The sequence below is a fragment of the Thermocoleostomius sinensis A174 genome (assembly GCF_026802175.1).
In the GTDB taxonomy this organism is placed as follows: Bacteria; Cyanobacteriota; Cyanobacteriia; order Elainellales; family Elainellaceae; genus Thermocoleostomius; species Thermocoleostomius sinensis.
Window position 1 is genome coordinate 1197152 of sequence record NZ_CP113797.1, and the last position, 19114, is coordinate 1216265.

At 48.5% G+C, this 19114-nt stretch carries 15 protein-coding genes and 1 pseudogene; 3 read left to right on the forward strand and 13 right to left on the reverse strand.

From position 1 onward, the window contains the following. Positions 1-31 precede the first annotated feature (31 nt). From OXH18_RS05215 to OXH18_RS05240, 6 genes are all read right to left on the reverse strand, one after another. Complete coding sequence (locus OXH18_RS05215; protein WP_268611345.1) at positions 32-835, reverse strand: TPM domain-containing protein; 804 nt, start codon at positions 833-835, stop codon at positions 32-34. A 298-nt stretch (positions 836-1133) separates the two neighbouring features. Beyond that, complete coding sequence (locus OXH18_RS05220) at positions 1134-1763, reverse strand: DUF948 domain-containing protein (RefSeq protein ID WP_268611346.1); 630 nt, start codon at positions 1761-1763, stop codon at positions 1134-1136. Between the two features lie 9 nt (positions 1764-1772). Next, positions 1773-2147, reverse strand: coding sequence for a YtxH domain-containing protein (locus OXH18_RS05225; RefSeq protein ID WP_268611347.1), 375 nt, complete (start codon positions 2145-2147; stop codon positions 1773-1775). A 126-nt stretch (positions 2148-2273) separates the two neighbouring features. Continuing rightward, entirely contained in the window at positions 2274-2810 is a 537-nt protein-coding gene (locus OXH18_RS05230; RefSeq protein WP_268611348.1) for a hypothetical protein, read from the reverse strand. A 273-nt stretch (positions 2811-3083) separates the two neighbouring features. Next, positions 3084-4889: an ATP-binding protein gene (locus OXH18_RS05235; protein ID WP_268611349.1), complete on the reverse strand. Its 1806-nt coding sequence runs from the start codon at positions 4887-4889 to the stop codon at positions 3084-3086. Positions 4890-5139: 250 nt separating this feature from the next. Continuing rightward, on the reverse strand, positions 5140-5364 hold the full coding sequence (locus OXH18_RS05240; protein ID WP_268611350.1) for a hypothetical protein: 225 nt from the start codon (positions 5362-5364) through the stop codon (positions 5140-5142). Positions 5365-5777: 413 nt separating this feature from the next. Between OXH18_RS05240 and lepA the strand changes: the two genes are divergently transcribed. The 3 genes from lepA to OXH18_RS05255 all read left to right on the forward strand — a co-directional run bounded on the left by lepA (position 5778) and on the right by OXH18_RS05255 (position 10814). After that, positions 5778-7583, forward strand: a complete 1806-nt coding sequence (gene lepA, locus OXH18_RS05245) for a translation elongation factor 4 (RefSeq protein WP_268611351.1) — start codon at positions 5778-5780, stop codon at positions 7581-7583. A gap of 1002 nt (positions 7584-8585) precedes the next feature. Then, a complete protein-coding gene (locus OXH18_RS05250) occupies positions 8586-10463 on the forward strand; it encodes a DUF4347 domain-containing protein (protein WP_268611352.1) in 1878 nt (625 codons plus the stop codon). A gap of 108 nt (positions 10464-10571) precedes the next feature. Further along, a complete protein-coding gene (locus tag OXH18_RS05255; RefSeq protein WP_268611353.1) occupies positions 10572-10814 on the forward strand; it encodes a hypothetical protein in 243 nt (80 codons plus the stop codon). 40 nt (positions 10815-10854) lie between these two features. Here the strand turns inward: OXH18_RS05255 and OXH18_RS25455 are convergent, their stop codons facing one another. The 7 genes and pseudogenes from OXH18_RS25455 to ycf46 form a co-directional block, all read right to left on the reverse strand. Beyond that, positions 10855-12546, reverse strand: coding sequence for an AAA-like domain-containing protein (locus tag OXH18_RS25455; RefSeq protein WP_449369403.1), 1692 nt, complete (start codon positions 12544-12546; stop codon positions 10855-10857). Positions 12547-12582: 36 nt separating this feature from the next. Then, positions 12583-13209, reverse strand: a pseudogene (locus OXH18_RS25610) (cache domain-containing protein); the annotation flags it as partial. Positions 13210-13300: 91 nt separating this feature from the next. After that, on the reverse strand, positions 13301-14485 hold the full coding sequence (locus tag OXH18_RS05265) for an ABC transporter substrate-binding protein (RefSeq protein ID WP_268611355.1): 1185 nt from the start codon (positions 14483-14485) through the stop codon (positions 13301-13303). Between the two features lie 74 nt (positions 14486-14559). Continuing rightward, on the reverse strand, positions 14560-15783 hold the full coding sequence (locus OXH18_RS05270) for an ABC transporter substrate-binding protein (RefSeq protein ID WP_268611356.1): 1224 nt from the start codon (positions 15781-15783) through the stop codon (positions 14560-14562). A 235-nt stretch (positions 15784-16018) separates the two neighbouring features. After that, the gene (locus tag OXH18_RS05275; RefSeq protein WP_268611357.1) at positions 16019-16759 is read right to left on the reverse strand and encodes an AAA-like domain-containing protein; all 741 of its coding nucleotides are present in this window, start codon (positions 16757-16759) and stop codon (positions 16019-16021) included. A 266-nt stretch (positions 16760-17025) separates the two neighbouring features. Next, complete coding sequence (locus OXH18_RS05280) at positions 17026-17379, reverse strand: DUF1257 domain-containing protein (protein WP_268611358.1); 354 nt, start codon at positions 17377-17379, stop codon at positions 17026-17028. A gap of 168 nt (positions 17380-17547) precedes the next feature. Continuing rightward, positions 17548-19083: a stress-responsive protein Ycf46 gene (gene ycf46, locus OXH18_RS05285; RefSeq protein ID WP_268611359.1), complete on the reverse strand. Its 1536-nt coding sequence runs from the start codon at positions 19081-19083 to the stop codon at positions 17548-17550. Positions 19084-19114 lie beyond the last annotated feature (31 nt).

Here is a 19114-nt window from a genome sequence, read left to right on the forward strand (position 1 = left end):
GCTTTATCTCTTTATCTCAAACTCACGTTTTCTAGGTTTCCGACGTAGAAGAAGCATTCAACATAGGAGATAGGTAGGCAACCAAAGCCCCCAAAACAAATCCAGCAATATTGCGGAAGAGCGGTAACCAATCCGCCGTACGCGTTACAACTGGGCCAATACCAAATGCAATGAAGAGAATTCCCCACAAAGGCGAAAAAATCAGGGCCCATTGCCACGAAAATGGTTTTCCTGGTTCACGCGGTTGAGCCGCAAAGCCAAACACCAAGCCTCCAATCACCGAGGTCACCAGCGTCAGAATCCACTGTTCTCTGGGTAGACCCGGCACAACTTGACAGCCCCCTTGACGTAAGCATCCTTCTAGAGATCCTAAGGCCTCTAAGATCGAAGCATCTTCACCGTTGTCTCGCACAAAAAACTGATTGCCATAGCGGGTTTGGAGTTCAATCCAAAATGTGCGGGGTAATAACTCAAACAATGCATCGCCTACGCTGAAATTGAGGAGATTACCGCCTCTTGGATCGGCCACAAGCATAACGCTGCGATCGTCGAGACCCCAAAACTCTTTCACAGCGCGACCAGGAGTACGATCAAACTGCGTCAATACTCTCAGTTTCCACCCAGTTTCTGCCTCGAACTCATCGAGTTGTTGCGCCAGATTTTGCTCTTGAATATCGGTAAGCGAATCTGCCAGATCAATCACAGGCGTATAGTGATCGGGCAGCAACTCGGGGTTATCGTAGGCCTGTGCGACAGGGGCAATGACCCAACTCAGCAGAACAATCGACAGGGCAATCAGGCAACTAAACAGTTTTGACGGGTGGAAGTGTAGCATCGACAGATCCAACTATCCTCAAGGTGAAATATTAATAGATCACTACGAATACCAAGAATCATCAATGATTCTTTACACTTGTTAATATAGCTCTCATGTTGATCATATAGCAAAAAGCGGAGGGTAATGAGTAAGCTGAATGCTTAACAAGAAGTACAAGAAGTACGTAGTATCGCCAATCTATAGCTCAGCACCGAACGTGCCTTGCCCAAGCTTAGAAACAGATCAATCCGCTTTACAGTTCGATTCAACCAGGTTGAATTGAAATCGTGGCTGTCTCATTTTCGTGACTCGTTGCTTAAAACTCATCAAGAGATGGTTCCTGAAAAGAGGTAGCCCGATCGCTTCGCTCGTCTGAGTTGACTAGCTCATCCTGTAATTCGTTCGGTGCTTCGGTGTAGCTGTTGCGATGGTAGGGGCTGCTGTAGGCATGGTAGCCTTGGCTTGCTGCCTCCATAGCAATTCGAGAGTCAGCCGGTAGCCGACTGCTAGATTCGTGAGGGCTGAGGTCATGCGCTAGGTCATGAGTTGACATCGCTCCCTCACGCGATCGTCGGGTAGCCGATGGACGGTTAAAGGATTTCCAAGCGGCCTTAAATCCTGCAACAACACTCCGAGTCGTCACCTGGGCCTGTTGGGCTTGACGCTTGACACCGCTTAAACTTTGATCGAGTTGTTGCACAATTCGTCCAGCGCTTTGCACCCCTTCACTCACATCGTCCGTTAGGTTATTAATTTCCATACCTGTTAGCCGGATGGACTCTAAAGTAGGAGGTAACTCTCGACTGAGGGTATCAAATAGCTTTTCAGCACTCCGAGCTGCCCGCGACAGTTCTTGCAATGCCGGAAGCGCCGCTACCAGAACGGCCGTTAAGCTCACTGCCACTAACAGAAGAGATAGCCCTAGCCAAAAAAGAGGATCAACCACAGAATTTGCCTATTTCGTACCGGAATCGTGGACAGAAGGGTGGGGTTCTGCGGCAAGGGGCGATTCTACCTGTTCAAGTTCTTGTCGCCGGCGTTGAGACGCTTCTAGCCCAACCGCGATCGCCTCCCGCAAGCGGGAGAGGGTTTCATCCCAGTTACGTAATGCCGAACCAGAGAGGCGATCGGCTTGCAATTGCACACTGCTAGAGAGATCTTCGGCTAATTCGGGTAAGGCATCAGCTGATTTTTTCAACAGTTGCCGCGTTTCTCGCCCTGCTTTCGGTGCTATCAAAAGACCTGTAACCGCACCAATCATGGCTCCAACTAGAAAGCCTCCTACAAATAATCCTGATGATCCTGTCGATTCTGAGCGGTTGTCTGACATTGCTGCTCATCCTTGGCACTAGCTTTTACTAATAAGTAAACTCTACTCGAAGCCAACTCAAAAACGGACTGAAATTGCCAAGCTCTCTTCTAAGTTCTTTTTCGATGTCGTTGCCCATTGGGAAGATTATGCGATGGGCAACTTTCTGACAGAGGTAGAGGAGTCCTGCATCGCCTTTATTCCCAGCCCTGCTTCTCTCACTCCTTCCTCGTCCAGATGGGGGAAAGGAGGGTTGGGGCGGGGCGGGTCAGATAATCGCATATCGTGTGAATATTTGCTATGGTGAACTCGTTTTTGCCTCGATCGGGCACTAGTGCAAGAATCAACTTTATGTCTTGCGTAATATCCAGTATGATACCTAGCCTGGCGGTTGACATAGTATCGCCAAACCCACTGCCCTAAGCCCAGCAACGACAACACCTGTTGTACTTGCTGCAATTGCAAAATCAATAAGCGATATCGCTGCCGGAGTTGAAAGCTACCCATCTGTCCAGAGCCGATCGCAACGGGTGCATTGCACAAAACTCGATGTGTTGTATGATTTGCCAGCGTTAGAACATCTGCTGCCTTCGCTAAGACCGATCGCAACCGACACAGTTGCCAAGCCATATACAGGCACAGGAACGCCAGCACCCCATTCAAAAGTAAAACGATCGCTATCATGATTCAAGGCATTACTTCACAAGCGTGGCACAATTGCGCATCGCTGGCTCGATCATACCTACAGATGCCCGTGGCTGGCATCGAATTTTTCTGAACTCAAAACTGATCTTGAAAAAGAGCAGCCCCACCGCATTACCTAAAGGTGAAACAGATGAGGCTGGAGACGCAGTTAGGAGGTATCTGAATAAAAGAGTATAGGGAGAAATGCCAGATGGGTTTTCTTTTAACAAGTTCTTAAGCTGTTCTAGAAATTGGGGGGCAGGGAGTAGGGGGTTACATCAGCAGATCAACGGAGTCAGCGATCGGCGAGGTAATCATTACTGGATCTTGATATAGCGGAACAGTGAACGTGACGGTTGAACCCAAACCTTCACCCATGCTAAAGAAATTGACAACGCCGCCCATCGCTTCCACCAGCTTTTGGGAAATGGCCAACCCCAACCCAGTACCGCCATATTGCCGCGTGCGGGAACCATCGACTTGGCTAAAAGTTTGGAACAGTTTGTCTTGCTTTTCTAAGGACACACCAATGCCCGTATCCGCTACGCTAATTTTCACCGTACCCGGTTTTTCTTCCCCCTGCACCACGACTTTACCCGGAATCACCTCGGCACTGATGGTGATGCCGCCTTCATGGGTAAATTTGATGGCATTGCCCACTAAATTCAACATCACTTGCAGTAATCGCTGATAGTTGCCATAGATCACCACTTCATCACGGGTAGCAGGAGTCAGAATTTCGAAGGACAAGTTCTTTTGCTGAGCTTGAGGACGGGTGAAATTTTCTACATCAGTGAGCAAATCATCTAACTCGATCGGGTTAAGATCAAGCTGCATTTTGCCAGCCTCAATCTTAGCGATATCTAGAATGTCGTTGATGATATTGAGCAAGTGAATTGCCGATCGATAGGCTTCTTGAATGAACTGGTTTTGCTCTTCTGGATCATCAGCCATACCGTCCATAATCAGCTTCAGGAAGCCAATCATGCCATTTAATGGGGTGCGCAGTTCATGAGAGGTGTTGGCTAAAAATTCACTCTTAAGCCGAGAAGCCGCTTCCGCTTGCCGCCGGGCTTCTTCTAATTCCTTGTGTTGCTGCCGCAGATTTTCGTTAGCGCGTTGCAGTTCGGCAGCCAAACTGCGGGTTTCTTCCAACAGCGTCACATAGGTCACCCCTGCTCCCACCTGTTGGGCAATTTCTTGTAATAATTCAATTTCTACATCGTTCCAGCGCCGCAACTGCTCTGGTTGATGCAGAATAATCAAGCCATTTGGCTGATCTTTGTAGGTTGTAGGAATCGCCAGCCCAGACGATACATCGACCCCTAGTCCATCAAAATCGATTGGCACGGGGCGCAGAGTCGTCAAAGCTTGCCGGAGTCGAGTGGCCGTCTCCAAGGAAAACTCAGTTCCAAGCATAGAGGGTAACGAGGGATGGCGGTACTCGGCCAGTACCTTTAGAACAGGTTCGTCTGGCTTGTAGGGACAAATTAAACATCGATCGACTTCTAGGGCTTCTCCTAAACCATTTACGGTCTGTTGCCAAATGCTTTCAAGGTCAAGACTGCGGCGAATATTCCAAATAACTTGATTCAGTCGTTTTTGATACCGAAAATGGTGCGATGAGTCAGATTTCAATAAGCGATCCACCAGTTCTAGCGCTCGGCTTTCGGAGACATTACAGAGAAACTTGCCTGTTACCACAACCAGTTTGGCGGCTCCGTAAGGCGTTAGGATGGGGCTAATTGTCAGATCGAAAGCAAAATACTGATTGGTATAGGTAAACGGATACTCAAAGCTAACCGGAACCAAAGACTCTAGTACCTGCTGTACTTGCTGCACATAGGATTCGGCTGAAACAGGCGAGAATCCTTGATCAACTGGTTTCCCAATCACTTGGTCTAGGCAGAGATTGTATCGCTCTGCGGCATTCCAGTAGAACGAGAGACATCGCCCCGCTGTGTCTTGCGTCAAAACCAGATCTGCACCCGATGCCGACAACAAACTATCGAATCGACATGACGCCGCCGAATGGGTTGGTTCGGTTGTAGAAGAGGAGCGATCGCTGGGCAAGGTCATTAGCGTGGGACTGCAAACGGCAAGATGGAAGGTTTGATTTTCCAGAATTGACCCTGAGGTAACCGAAGCAACTGCAACGGTGGATGTTCAAGAACAACTTCCAGATTCAACACTCAAGGTGAGAATTCCCGATTCCAAGAATCCAATCGCCTCAAGTTGATGAAAATGTTCACGGAAAAGTAGCTAAAAAGCCGTTGAATAACGGAATGAGAGCAAAACCACTCTCGACGCTGCTGCACCCCCTGCTTGACTAGTCATTCCACTCACCCTTAGGCGGAACAGGAGGATTTGGGCGCATGGTGCGAGTCAAATCATCGTCCCGGCGACTTCCACCCCCCAGCCATTGTCGCACAGCAACCTCAATGACTTTACTGGGATCACTCGTGAGGTGGCGAATCTGCTCCAGAAGCTCAGCATCAATTTCAATGGAAAGATTCACTTTGCCAGGCTTAGGTTGAATAGCAGGATCGTTCATAGGTTGTTGCAGGCTCTTTGGAGCAAGGTCTAAACAACAAAATTTCTATACACAGTGGGGAAGAACAAGGAAACTCACCTGGTTCTGCTGACCTTGATTAATCGAAGTCAAATCCCTACCTACATTAAACATCATTCGACTTTCAACTAGGTTAGCTGAGAACAGTGAATGAGGATAGAAAAGATGGGAACCGGTCGTGAATGCATAAATACAATGCATAAATAATGCATAAATACGTGAACGAAACGCATAGAGAAGCGATCGAGCTTTCGAGCTTTTTTCTTCTCGCCGTTAGCCTGCATTCTTGATCCTTTGTGTTGCCAACCCTAATCCTCAGCCTTCAAACTACTGACTGTTGCAATCGAAAGGATTACAATATCTTAAGCATCTCATGCTGCCTATCTAAGAAATCTATGACCGACGTACCTGTTTCTCGCATTCGCAACTTTTCGATCATTGCTCACATTGACCACGGCAAATCCACCCTGGCCGATCGCCTGCTGCAAACGACGGGCACCGTCAGCGCGCGCGAGATGAAGGAACAGTTCCTCGACAACATGGAGTTGGAGCGTGAACGTGGCATCACAATCAAACTTCAAGCCGCCCGCATGAAGTACACGGCTCAAGATGGGCAGGACTACGTTTTGAATTTGATTGATACACCGGGACATGTAGACTTTTCCTATGAGGTTTCCCGATCGCTGGCTGCCTGTGAAGGGGCGTTATTGGTGGTGGATGCTTCGCAAGGGGTCGAGGCCCAAACCCTGGCAAATGTATATTTAGCTTTAGAAAATAATTTAGAAATTATTCCTGTTCTCAACAAGATTGATTTACCAGGGGCAGAACCGGATCGCGTTAAATCAGAAATTGAGGAAATTATTGGTCTAGATTGTAGTGGGGCAGTGTTAGCTTCGGCGAAGGAAGGCATTGGTATCACTGACATTTTGGAGTCGATTGTCTATCTGGTACCGCCGCCACAAGATACTGTCGAAAAACCGTTACGAGCGCTGATCTTTGATAGCTACTATGATCCCTATCGGGGCGTAATCGTCTACTTCCGCGTTATGGATGGTACCCTGAAGCGGGGCGATCGGATACGGTTGATGGCATCGGGTAAAGAATACGAAATTGACGAGTTGGGCGTACTGTCACCCACTCAGGTTCAAGTTGAAGAACTGCACGCAGGGGAAGTGGGATACTTGGCCGCCGCCATTAAAGCGGTGGAAGATGCCCGAGTCGGGGATACGATTACTTTGGCTGGTAAACAATCCTCGATCGAACCGTTGCCTGGCTATACCGAAGCTAAGCCGATGGTGTTCTGCGGACTGTTTCCCACCGATGCCGATCAGTTTGAAGACTTGCGAGAAGCCCTAGAAAAACTGCGCCTCAACGACGCTGCTCTACAGTACGAGCCAGAAACCTCTAGTGCAATGGGGTTTGGTTTCCGCTGTGGCTTCTTGGGGTTATTGCACATGGAGATTGTCCAGGAGCGACTGGAGCGGGAGTATGACCTCGACTTAATTACCACGGCTCCTTCGGTTATCTACCGCGTCACCAAAATTGACGGCGAAGTAATTTATATTGACAACCCCAGCCTGCTGCCCGATCCGCAATATCGCGAGATGATCGAAGAACCCTATGTGCAGGTAGATATGATCACACCCGAGGAGTTCGTTGGGCCGTTAATGGAATTGAGCCAGAGCCGGCGCGGTGTGTTCAAGGACATGAAGTACTTGACGCAAGGCCGGACAACCCTCTCTTACGAAATTCCCCTGGCAGAAGTAGTGACAGATTTCTTTGACCAAATGAAATCCCGCTCGCGGGGCTATGCCAGTATGGAGTATCACTTGATTGGCTATCGCGAAAATCCGCTGGTGAAGCTAGATATTTTAATTAATGGCGATCGGGTTGACCCGCTAGCCACAATCGTGCACCGCGATAAGGCTTATTACGTGGGTAAAGCGTTGGTAGAAAAACTAAAGGAATTGATTCCTCGCCATCAGTTTAAGATTCCAATTCAGGCGGCGATTGGGTCACGCATTGTTGCCAGTGAACATATTCCAGCGCTGCGTAAGGATGTATTAGCGAAGTGCTATGGTGGCGATATTTCCCGAAAGAAGAAATTGCTGCAAAAACAAGCTAAAGGAAAGAAGCGCTTAAAGGCGATCGGAACAGTAGATGTGCCACAAGAAGCATTTATGGCGGTGTTGAAGCTTTAGTGGCTAAACTCCATTCACACTACCGGGTTTAGCCACTTTATTGGGCTTACGGCAGTTGGTGTCTCTCATTGACTGCCTCTTTCTACACTATTTGGTCTAAGAGGTTGTTTGAATATCCAACCCTTCAGACAATGTGTGTGAGAACGCTGCCCCCTCGCTATAGCGTTTTATTTAGGTTTCAAGGTGAGTAGGTGTTAGCGAAGCCTTCCGAGAAAAAATCACGGCGCAACAACGCACTTCACCTAAACTAAGCCGTTAAGCAAGAAGATTGTGTGTTCACTTTACCTCTGAGGATTTGCTAATTTTTCAGCAGATCTGGATAATCGTTCCAGCGCTTCTGTTTGTTTTTCGATCTGCTTCGTTTGTTTCTGAAGTTCTTCCAGTTGCCTAGATTGAGACAGTGCATCACTAGTGTGGGGGATAATATACTCACAACCCGACACAAAGACGCAAATGCACAGAATGAGCACTAGAACATAACGCATTTGCTGTTTCCTCCTACAACCATACATTTCACTTGATGACAGCTTGATCGTGTCGTAAAAGTCTGTCTTCAACTTGGCTCACTCCAGTTATTCTTACGTCTATCATAGGTACGATTTTTGTTTTGTCGGAATCATTCTTCGCAAGTAAGACAGCATAATACTCATTCATCCACTTTTTGCTAAACCTCTACTGAATCGTCAAGGTTTGGCACAAGCAAGCGATCGCTTATTTCGTCAAATTGGATACAGTATTTGAAGTCCGATCGATTGAAGGGTATCCAAAGAGTGAACAAAGCTGATTTAATGAAAGCTGATTTCATCACTCGTTCAAATCATTATCTCTATGGAATGTGTCTTCAAAGTCTCCTTCTTGTCCCTACGTGCGGTTATACTTAGCTTGATTTTGTTTTGTATACTAGGATGTCTTAGTCTAGTTTCGGTTATATCTCTTTATTATTCATTTTATGACCTTAATTCAGAGTTCACTGAAGCATCAATAGCTCCAGTAACGGACGTTATGTTTATTGATTCTAGAATTGTCCATCATGAGATATTAGCCAGAGGTGTTAGACCGGGAACGGCTGTTTATACGCTCTCATCTGAGCATGATGGTGTAAGTACCATTACTCAAGTTTTGTCTCGCTATGGCAATTTAAGAGCGTTACACTTGGTATCGCATGGGCAAGCTGGACAGTTTCAGTTAGGCAATCAGGTGATATCGCCGGACAGATTTGCGCACTATCAATCGCACTTAGTTCAGTGGCGCTCTGCCCTATCAGCGTCAGCCGATGTGTTGGTTTATGGCTGCGAGGTCGCTGTGGATCACGAGGCGTGGTTACACCAATTAAGTCAGGTCATTGAAGCCGATGTGGCTGCTTCAACCAATTTGACAGGCAGTGCACAGCTAGGCGGAGATTGGACCCTGGAAGCTACAACTGGGCCGATCGAAACTCCGATCGCTTTCTCCGAGTCTGCCCGTTCAGCCTATGAAGGGGTGCTTAAGCAAATTACTGTCACCACGACAGACGATGCAGGTACGGGGTCCTTGCGCTGGGCAATTGAGCAATCTAACACGTCTCTGGAAGATGATTTCATTGATTTAAGTCAGATCAGCGGTACAATTCGGCTTCAGCAAAGCCTGCCCGCGATCAGAAGTAATTTAACGTTGGCGGGCAACGGGGATGACATCATCAGCGGCAATCAGTCACATCGCGTTCTATATGTTGATCGAGGCAATGTGGCGATTCGTAATCTTACCATCGCGGATGGGCTGGCGCTCGGTAGTCATGGTATCGATGGGGCGGGTGGTGCAGCCGGTCTGGGGGGCGGCTTGTTTGTCAACAGTGGTCGTGTGATGCTGAGTCAGGTGACGTTTGTGAATAATCGAGCCGTCGGCGGTGATGGCACTGTGCAAACCGAGACTGGCGAGAACTCGGTAGAAGACGAGGGACGATCGGCAATGGCCCTGCAAACGACGATTGCGGCTGACAAAAACCGCTTGACTGTCAGTCAAGGGGGAATTGTTGGAATTAACGGCATCAGCTTACCCGATCTCGACCGAGTGGCGTTGGGCGAGCAGGGTGTTCGCATTGACAGCAATCGAGATCAGTATCGGGCCGATCGCGGGGCAATTGCGGGGGTGAATGGGATTGGCATTGGCGGAATTGGGACGATCGCTTTTGGCGGTGGCGGTGGGTTTGGGGGCTTTGGCAATGCCGGCAATGGCGGCAATGGCGGCAATGGGGGGACTGAAGGCGGCAATGGCGGCAATGGCGGCAATGGCGGTGATGGGGGAACGGGTGTGTTCAGTACGTTCGATATTTGGGGCAAGCAGGGAGTAGGAACAGCCGTATTTGGCGGTGGCGGCGGTTTCGGGGGCTTGGGCAATGCGGGCAATGGGGGCGAAGGCGGCGATGCAAAGGCTCCGATCGCAGATGGCGGCAATGGGGGACAGGGAGGGAGAGGCGGCAATGGGGGCTTTGGTGGCGGTGGCGGCAGCGGCGGCAGCGGCGGCAATGGCGGTATACTGAGCACACCGGGAGCATCAGGAATGCCGGGGGATGGGGGCTTTGGCGGCGGGAATGGTAGCACTGGCGGCGGCGGCGGTGCTGGTTTGGGGGGGGCAATCTTTGTCCGATCGGGTAGCCTCACCCTCTATAACACCACCTTTGAACGCAATCAAGCGATTGGGGGGGCAGGAGCAAACAACGGGCAAGGGAAAGGCGGCGCTATTTTTATCGTGACTGAAGCGTTGAAAGATCACGCCAAGGTAGCAACCACTCCCCAAGTGATAGCATTCGATCGATTGCCCACTTTCGTCAATAACCAAGCTTCGCACGCGGATGATCATGCGATGGATAATCCGGACGTATATGGAATAATCGCAGTGCATTGAGGCAGCGGGGACTTGGAGATGGGGAATGAGCAATTGAGTGATGGCTTTAACAGACACAGAGGTGGCAATCCAGTTTACTAAACAAAGAGCATTTTTCAGGTTCAAGGTATGGATGCGTTACCACAGGCAATTGATTCACAAACGGTTTTGGTGATTGCGGCAGTTGCAGTGTCGCTGCTAGCGTTGCGCTTGGTGTTTCGAGTTTTAAATGTAGGGCTAGGGCTAATTTTAGCGATTGTGGCGATCGTGCTGATTCTGCAATATGGATTTGAGATTAGTCCACGGGAATTGTGGTTTGAGATCGGTCAATTACCCCAAGAACTCATGCGATTGGTTAGAAATTTTGGCTAACTTGTACGCTGCATCCTTTTCTCCTGATATCCACTCGGTGTCACTGAGTTAACCGCTGCAACATACAATCAATCCAGCGATCGTCAAAGATCAGTGCATAAATTCGGTTGTGTACGGTCAAAGTGGTTTGCTGTTTGATGACTAAACCACATAACAGCAATTCCATAGGTTCAACGGTGGTCGGGTCAACAGCTTCACCGTGCCAAATCCGGCGATAGAGTTGCAACCGTTGGATGACCTGTGCATCTGGATTCAACAACCGATCGCGAATGGTTCTTAAATGTTCTGGTTCATCCTGGGCTTCCCAGTTCTCGACAATACGAGTTTGCACAAGTTCCTCAATCCAGCTTTGTTCATTGAATTTGACAGATGGTGTGTCAGCATCGCGAATTAATTTACAAACTTTTTGAGTTAAAAAGGGTTGCCCATTCGTCCAAGCCAAAATTTCTTTCAAGATTGCTTGCGGATTTTCTACTTTTTCGGCTAACCCTTGCAGCAACGGTTGTGCTTCATGTAGTTGAAATCCCTTCAGTTGAATTGCTTGCCCGATGTTGAATGGTGTTCGGGTTTTATCATGAATCAGTTGAGATGGCGTTGCTACACCAAATAAAACAAAGGTGAGGCGATTGTAATTTGCATCATCGGCTCGTTTGTTGTAACAGGAGCGCAGCCAAATAAAAAAGTCATCGGTGGGGAACTCTAGATTGAGCACACTATCAATTTCGTCAATAAAAATGACAATATTAGTGTGAATTTCTTTGAGCAAGACTTGATGAACAAATTCACTCAACCGCTGTATAGGTGAAAGCCAGTCTCGATCGCGCCACCAATCGCGAATATTGACTGTTCCCACCAAGTGAAAGCTGCTAGCTAAGATATAGACCAACCCCGCATACCAACGTTCTAACGTAAGTTGATGATTGCCGATTTCAGAAATATCGATCGCCGCACAGACCGCTCCTTCTGCTTGCAAGCGTTTCATCATCTGCACCCGCAAACTTGATTTTCCCATCTGTCGAGCATTCAACACATAGCAGAATTCTCCTCGCTTCAATGCTGCATATAGGTGACGATCGGCTTGACGCACCACATAGGTAGAAGCATCCATGGGTAAACTGCCTCCCACCTGATAATCATAATTAGAAGGCGATTCGGAACTACGTAACAGCGCATTTTCAATTAATAATTCAGCCTGAGTTGCTTTGAGAATTTTTAAGGTTTCAGATAGTTCCTGCGTTCGTTCTTCAACTTTTTCTTCAAGAGTACGGTTATATTCCTCTAGATTTCGTCGAGAAATCCGCAATTGATTTGTCATTTGGTTAAACGATCGCGCCAAAATTCCAACTTCATCCTGAGTAGACACTACGGCTGTTGAAGATAGATCCCCAGCCGCAACTTGGGTAGCGGCCTGACTTAACTCTAGAATTGGTCGAGTAATTTCACGCGACAGCCAATACACCCCACTTGCCAACACTCCCGCCGACACCAGACCAACACCAAAAATTGTCCGGGCCAACTGACGAGCCGGAGCAAACGCCTCTTCTTGGTGAATTTCAGCCAATAGCGCCAAATTGCGTCGCTCGTTCCAGCGATAAACGCCGATGACTGGAATGTTTTCATAGTTGAGATATAGCCCAGACCCATTATTGCCTGCTACCGCTCGATCGATACCCTCTGTGTGAACACCGCGTGGATAGCTCTGTCGTCCAAATCGCTGTCCAGATACAAACACGTTAAATTGATCGACTAGGTAGGTTTCACCGCTTTGCCCTAATCCAATTCGCTCTTGAATGATTTCATCCAACCGATCGAGATTGAGATTGATTGCCATCACACCCATTGGCTGCTGAGTAATAGTATCCCGCAACGGTGCAGCAATCGTCATAGTTGGTTTGGCAGTAATTGGCGAAGGGTACACATTTTGAATAAAGGTGCGGTGTTGCCCTTGCAAAAAATAGCTGTCTCGAATGCGATAGAGTCCTTCAAGGGCAGGATTGGTAGACAGCAGAATCTTGCCACCTTTGATCGACAGCAGCGAGATGTCTTGCCAATCGCGGCGGCTATTGTTGATAGAGTGGAAATATTTGAGTAGGCGATCGTGAGTCTCAATAAAAGCTGAATCGGTTTCGGGTGACGACAACAACAATTGCATCTGTGACACTACAAAGGGCGATTGCGATAGCAACACTACGTCTTGTTTCTGATCACTCACCCATCGATCTAGCTCCCCTTCTTTGAAAGCAGCCGACGCACTTAACCGTTCATACACGGATTGTTCTAACGCCGATCGCGCTTGTAAAAAGGCGACATAACCAACTAACCCCACTGTCACCCAAGACAACACTAAAAAATAGCCCACTAAGCGAGCCATCAAGCTTTTTTTCCAGAACCTCATCCCTCCTCTCCACTCAGTTTGTCTGTAATGCCTTCGCTATTAGATACACCCGGTTTCATCCTAGTCACACAGCGGCAGCACAGATTTGTTCTCATGGATCAACCTGCTTGAGAAAGTGCACGTGTCCATCTGTGATGTGGGAAATAATGACGCTACGAATCGGATCACCCGTCCCGCGATATTCGATCGTTCCCGTCACCCCACTATAACGTCCCAATGTTGCCAAGCCTTGGCGAATCGACTCTGAGTCCACCTTTTGTTGGTTTTGCATGGCGCGAAACAGAATATTCAAGGTGTCATATGTTGCCGCCGCCGCATTGCCAGGCTCTTCACCGTACCTCTGCTGATACTGATCAATGAACGCCTGAGTGTAGGGATTTTGAATATCTGGCGAATAAAGATCGGTAAAAAACGCCCCATTGACTAATTGGCGCTGGTTAGCTGGTATATTCCCCCACGCATCAGCCCCCAACAAGGTTACATTCATTCCCATCGCCCGCGCTTGCTTCACCTGTAACAGCACCTCATGCACATAGTTCGGCAAAAACAACACAGTTGGATTGCGGTCTCGAATAACCGCCAATTGTGCATCAAACGTCTTTTCACCTGTGGTGTAGGACTCAAACGCAACCACTCGCCCCCCCTCTGCCTCAAACACCTGCCGAAACACATTCGCAATGCCTTGATTGTAGGCGCTGGCAATGTCATAGAGTACCGCCGCTGTTTCTGCTCCCAATTCATGATGGGCAAACTGCGCCATCACCTGCCCTTGAAACGGATCAATGAAGGTGGCTCGAAACACATAGCGCTTGCCCATCGTCGTTTCGGGATTTGTCGAAACTGGGCTAATCATAGGAATCTGCACCGTTTCAACAAACTTAGCCACGGGAATAGCATTTCGGCTCAGTTGCGGTCCCACAATCACCTGAACGTTGTCTTGATAAATCAATTTTCGAGCAGCATGAACCGCCACATCTACATTGTCTTGATCATCTTCAGTATTTAAAACAACGGTATATCGTTGGCGATCGATCTCCAGTCCCCCTGCTTGATTCACTTGCTTCGCGGCTAATTCTGCACCTTGCACCATCGCCCTACCACTGCTTGCCAGTTCACCTGTTAGGGTTGCAATTAACCCAATATGAATGTCATGACTTTCAGAACTTTGCCAGGCGAGTGGCCGTGCGCAAGCGGCTAACCCAACGATCCAGGCGCAAACCAATCCCAGAATCGCATAGGGTCGAAGTCGGGGAAAGAAGTGGAAATGGGGGGTCATGCAATGAGAAGGAATTGAAGGAGGGAAAGTCAAAGATAAAGCATAAAAGGGAAGAAATAGGGAAGATGGAATCGCTAGCGTGTGATTGGAGCTAAGCCACGGCTGATTGTTGGTTTGATCTCCTTGTGGAAGGTTGGTTTGCCGTTTTGAATTTGCAAAAGCGTGACGGTGACAATAGGGTCACCTGTTCCTTGATAATTGATCACCCCAGTGACGCCATCATATGGCCCATAGTTAGCTAAACCGTGCCGAATGGTCTCTGCATGAGTTGTGCCGTGTTGTTGCATTACACTGAATAACAGGTTCATGCTATCGTAAGTGGCTGCTGCATTTGCGCCAGGTTCATAGCCATACACCCGTTCATAATTGCGGATAAAGGTGCGTGTGGCTCCATGTTTGGTTGCTGGTGCAACGTGATCGCTGTAGTATGCGCCTTCTAGGGATTGCCGATCGCCTGCTTTGATATTGCCCCATGCATCAGCCCCTAGCAGCGTTGCCTCAATTCCTAAGGCTTGGGCTTGCGCAGCTTGCTTGGGCACCTCGTTCTCATAGTTGGGCAAAAACAAGACATCTGGTTGTCGATCGCGAATCGTTTGCAGCGGTGCAGTGAAATCTTGCTCACCGGTTGTGTAAGCCTCGGATGCTACAATGACTCCTCCCTGTTCCCGAAAGGCTTGCTGAAAGACTTCGGCAATCCCGCGATTATAGGGACTAGCAATGTCATACAATACAGCAGCGGTGCTTGCCTTCAAATCTGTGTAGGCAAAATCAGCAATCACCCGTCCTTGGAGAGTATCTACAAAACTGAACCGAAACACATAGCGTTTATCGGCTGTTGTCTCAGGATGAGTCGATCGAGGACTAATCATAGGAATTTGGGCCTGTTCTGCTATTTGCGCGACCGGGATGGCATAGCGACTGTAGTTTGGACCCACAATGGCCACAATATTTTCTTGAGTAATTAGGCTTTGGGCCATACTTGCTGCGATGTCGGGTTGGCTTTGGGCATCTTTGATGACCAGTTCAACGAACTGTCTTTGTCCGCCTATTTCAAGTCCTCCTTGAGCATTCACAGCTTGCGTAGCCAACATCGCCGCCTCCACTGTTGCTCGTCCACTATCGGCATCGTCGCCCGTCAGCGAGTCAATAATGCCAATGCGAATCGTCCCTCTCGGTAACGGTGCATCGATCGTAGGCGGAGCACACCCAACCAACGACGCTAGCCCTATGCCCCACAATAGCCCCCACAACAGAACCAGCAGCCAACAGCGAACTCCTCGAACCCATTGATGCGTCACAAACACCTCATACCCGGAGATATTCCGAGAACATTCTCGACAACGTTAAGCCGTTGCGAGCACGTCACTCACAACGTGGATTCACCTGCGCATCTTAAAATCTATATGCCATAGAATTGCAGCCTCACTGTGGTTAACAGCCTCTAGCGTCTGCAATCAAGCGGGCTAAGCGAGGTTGACTTCACGAGACTTCACGAGAACCGATCGAGCAATCGAGCAATCGATTCAGAGTTACTCAAAAGGTTTGAACTTGAGTCTGTGTGAAACCTATTAACTCGATCGGTACACCCACATTAAATGGCGATTTATGGAGGTTTAGGGGAATATACACATCTGCTGTGTGAGATAGCACCAGCCGCACCTTTTTCCATGTATCGCGGGTTTTAGCATCTTCGTGCCATGCTCGCAACAGTCCCAAAAATTCATCGGCTACCTCAATGTAAGGAAATAGTCGATCGACATCATCTAATGCCAGCACTAACGGCTGTGACGATTGAAGTAACAGATATTCTTCAAAATAGCTTTTGCAACTTATGCTGCTGCCAAACACATCATCCCAATAGTCATCCAAGTAATTGGGCAACTGTAGGGCGACTGTCACCTGCTGACAAAACCACTGAAGCAAAGCATCAATATCTTGTAGCATCGAGGGTTCTACAGCTTTCAAACTCAGCAATGCTACATCAAAATTCTGCTGAGCTTTTTGATGCAATAGGCGCAGCAGTAGCGATGTTTTTCCCATTTGCTCGGCGCCTTTGATGCGCAGCAAGGCTCCAGGCTGCAAAATTGCTGCATGGCAAGCAGCTTCGACGGTAAGGAACGATGGAGTGTGATCGGACGTGTGCACGAGGCCATCGTGCAAATCGCAAGTGGTTACCAGTGGTCGTTCAATATAAAACTCAGAGTTTGGTAGTGAGGAATTCCCCCATTCTGGACGATAATCGCCCAATTGAAAGTCTTCCTTGGATGGTTTCACGCTACTACCTCTGAACGATGAAAATCTCCATCAAACGTAATAACGCTTCAGTTTGCCTGCTTTTGTCCGTATTTTACCGCAAAGTAAGCCTTTCTTGGCTTATTCGCCCTTTATAGCAGTAATTAGTGGATATAAAAATATCAGCTATTAACCGATCGCGCTAACTGCAACGAACCAGGTCAATAGCTGAGATAGGTTAGTAAGTTAGAAAACGGGCTAACCCGCCTTTCTGGATTAACCCGCCAATTTGGGAACGCTGAGAGAGACTACTTTTGCACAACCAGCTTAACGTTAGCGTTTTGCAAGCCAGGGCGCTTAACTTCAGCCAGAGTCTTGTTCACAGCATACTTCTGGTTGATGGAGTTAATTAACTCGGTCTGGTTATGCTTTTTAGCAACGCCCCACAGGTCAGCAATCAGGTCAAAAGAACCATCTGCATTGCGGGACCAGCCCAAATCATACTCACCTTCAAGAACAGCAACAATGTCGGAACGAACGCGCTGACCATTGTAGCCACGAACATCAGCCTCAGTCTTAACCGTGATACCCAGATCACGCAAAGAAGACTTCAGGATCTCAGCATCAGTGATCTTGGTGCGCAGAGTGCTAAAGTGAGACATTTTAGGATTCCTCCTGTAGAGAAGTTGAGAGAAACGACAACAGTTAAGAGGTGATAGATATCGCCACACCGTTCAGCGGTTGGAATGCCAACAAATGCGGCTGCTGTATTTAACTGCTAGCCAGTAGCTAGCCTTTCCCCCTCTGTTGGGAGCAGAGGAGAAAGCCTGTTAAAACTCCAGTCGCTGATATTCAGCGATCGTATCCGATGCAGGTCGCGCGCGCTGCTGGGCCCATTTGCGAAGAGCTTCTACCTGCTCGGTCATGGTTCTGGAGAGTGGGAAGGTTGCTCGGGTAGCTGCGATAATATCTAACTGCGTAAACTCGCGGTTATGAGCGAAAGCGTCATACATAGCTGCAATAATTGCTTGCTCAATTTCAGCCCCAGAGTAACCATCAGAAATCTTTGCTAGTTGATCAACATCAAATCGACTAATGTCGCGTCGGCGTTTGCTAAGATGAATCGTGAAAATTTGTTTGCGCTCTTCTTCATTAGGCAGATCGACGAAGAAGATTTCATCAAACCGTCCCTTTCGTAAAAATTCTCCGGGTAGCCGTTCAACCCGGTTAGCTGTCGCCATTACAAACACAGGCGATCGCTTTTCCTGCATCCAGGTCAAGAACGTTCCTAAAATCCGGCTAGAGGTACCTGCGTCTGAATCTGCGGAACCAGCACTTCCAGCGAATGCTTTATCCAATTCGTCGATGAAGAGAATACACGGAGAAACTGATTCAGCCGTCTTGAGGGCGTTGCGCAAGTTCGCCTCCGAGCGCCCCACCATTGAACCATCATACACACGACCCAGATCCAGACGCAGCAGGGGTAGACGCCATTCATTTGAAGTTGCCTTCGCAACGAGAGACTTACCACAGCCGGGTACACCCAGCAATAAAACCCCTTTCGGTTGAGGCAATCCATACTCTCGGGCACGTTCGGTGAAGGCGATCGAGCGTTGCTTCAACCACAACTTTAAATCATCCGAACCGCCAATATCATCTAGAGTTCCTTGCTCTTCCAAGTACTCCAAAATACCATTGCGGCGAATCAACTGACGCTTCTCAGAGAGAACAATATCGACTTCAGACTCAGTTAAGCGACCCGCCGTCACATAAGCTTTTCGGTAAACTTTTTCGGCTTCATCTCGGGTCAAGCCCAGAGCCGCCGACAACAACTTCTCTCGCGTTTCTGTAGTAATTTTAGCAGAATCAGCCCGACGGGGAGACTGCTCGCGTCGTGCCTGCTCTAACTGACTGGAGAGGACATGGTTCAACTCCTCCATATTAGGCAAGGGATAGTCAACAACCGCCACTTCCTTCTCTAGCTCGATCGGGATTTGTTGAAGCGGGGACATTAGCAGAATCGTCTTGTGAGAATCTTTGAAGCTTGCGATTGCATCCCGTAACCAGCGGGTAACAGCCGGAGAGTCAATAAATGGATGCAGGTCTTTGAAGACGAAGATCCCAGGTTCTCGCTGTCGAACTACCCATTCGATCGCAGCTTCTGGCGAAACCGTATTGTGCTGTGTGATGTTGCGGGGTTGCCCATACTCAACAATTCCATGCGTCACTGTCCAGACAAAGACCCGCCGTTGCGGCTTCATTTGCGCGACCGCTGCAATCGCCTGCTCAGCCCGCTCTTCCTCGGAAGTAACGAGGTAGATCAGAGGATATTGAGCCTGAACTAGAATACTAAGCTCTTCTTTCATGATCATCAACCTAAGAATGTAAGAGACGGTG

Bases quoted from the DNA above. Each gene is read 5' to 3' on its own strand.
- OXH18_RS05215 (WP_268611345.1), bottom strand. From the start codon at position 835: ATGCTACACTTCCACCCGTCAAAACTGTTTAGTTGCCTGATTGCCCTG.
- OXH18_RS05225 (WP_268611347.1), bottom strand. From the start codon at position 2,147: ATGTCAGACAACCGCTCAGAATCGACAGGATCATCAGGATTATTTGTA.
- OXH18_RS05230 (WP_268611348.1), bottom strand. From the start codon at position 2,810: ATGATAGCGATCGTTTTACTTTTGAATGGGGTGCTGGCGTTCCTGTGC.
- OXH18_RS05235 (WP_268611349.1), bottom strand. From the start codon at position 4,889: ATGACCTTGCCCAGCGATCGCTCCTCTTCTACAACCGAACCAACCCAT.
- OXH18_RS05240 (WP_268611350.1), bottom strand. From the start codon at position 5,364: ATGAACGATCCTGCTATTCAACCTAAGCCTGGCAAAGTGAATCTTTCC.
- lepA (WP_268611351.1), top strand. From the start codon at position 5,778: ATGACCGACGTACCTGTTTCTCGCATTCGCAACTTTTCGATCATTGCT.
- OXH18_RS05250 (WP_268611352.1), top strand. From the start codon at position 8,586: ATGTTTATTGATTCTAGAATTGTCCATCATGAGATATTAGCCAGAGGT.
- OXH18_RS05255 (WP_268611353.1), top strand. From the start codon at position 10,572: ATGGATGCGTTACCACAGGCAATTGATTCACAAACGGTTTTGGTGATT.
- OXH18_RS05265 (WP_268611355.1), bottom strand. From the start codon at position 14,485: ATGACCCCCCATTTCCACTTCTTTCCCCGACTTCGACCCTATGCGATT.
- OXH18_RS05280 (WP_268611358.1), bottom strand. From the start codon at position 17,379: ATGTCTCACTTTAGCACTCTGCGCACCAAGATCACTGATGCTGAGATC.
- ycf46 (WP_268611359.1), bottom strand. From the start codon at position 19,083: ATGAAAGAAGAGCTTAGTATTCTAGTTCAGGCTCAATATCCTCTGATC.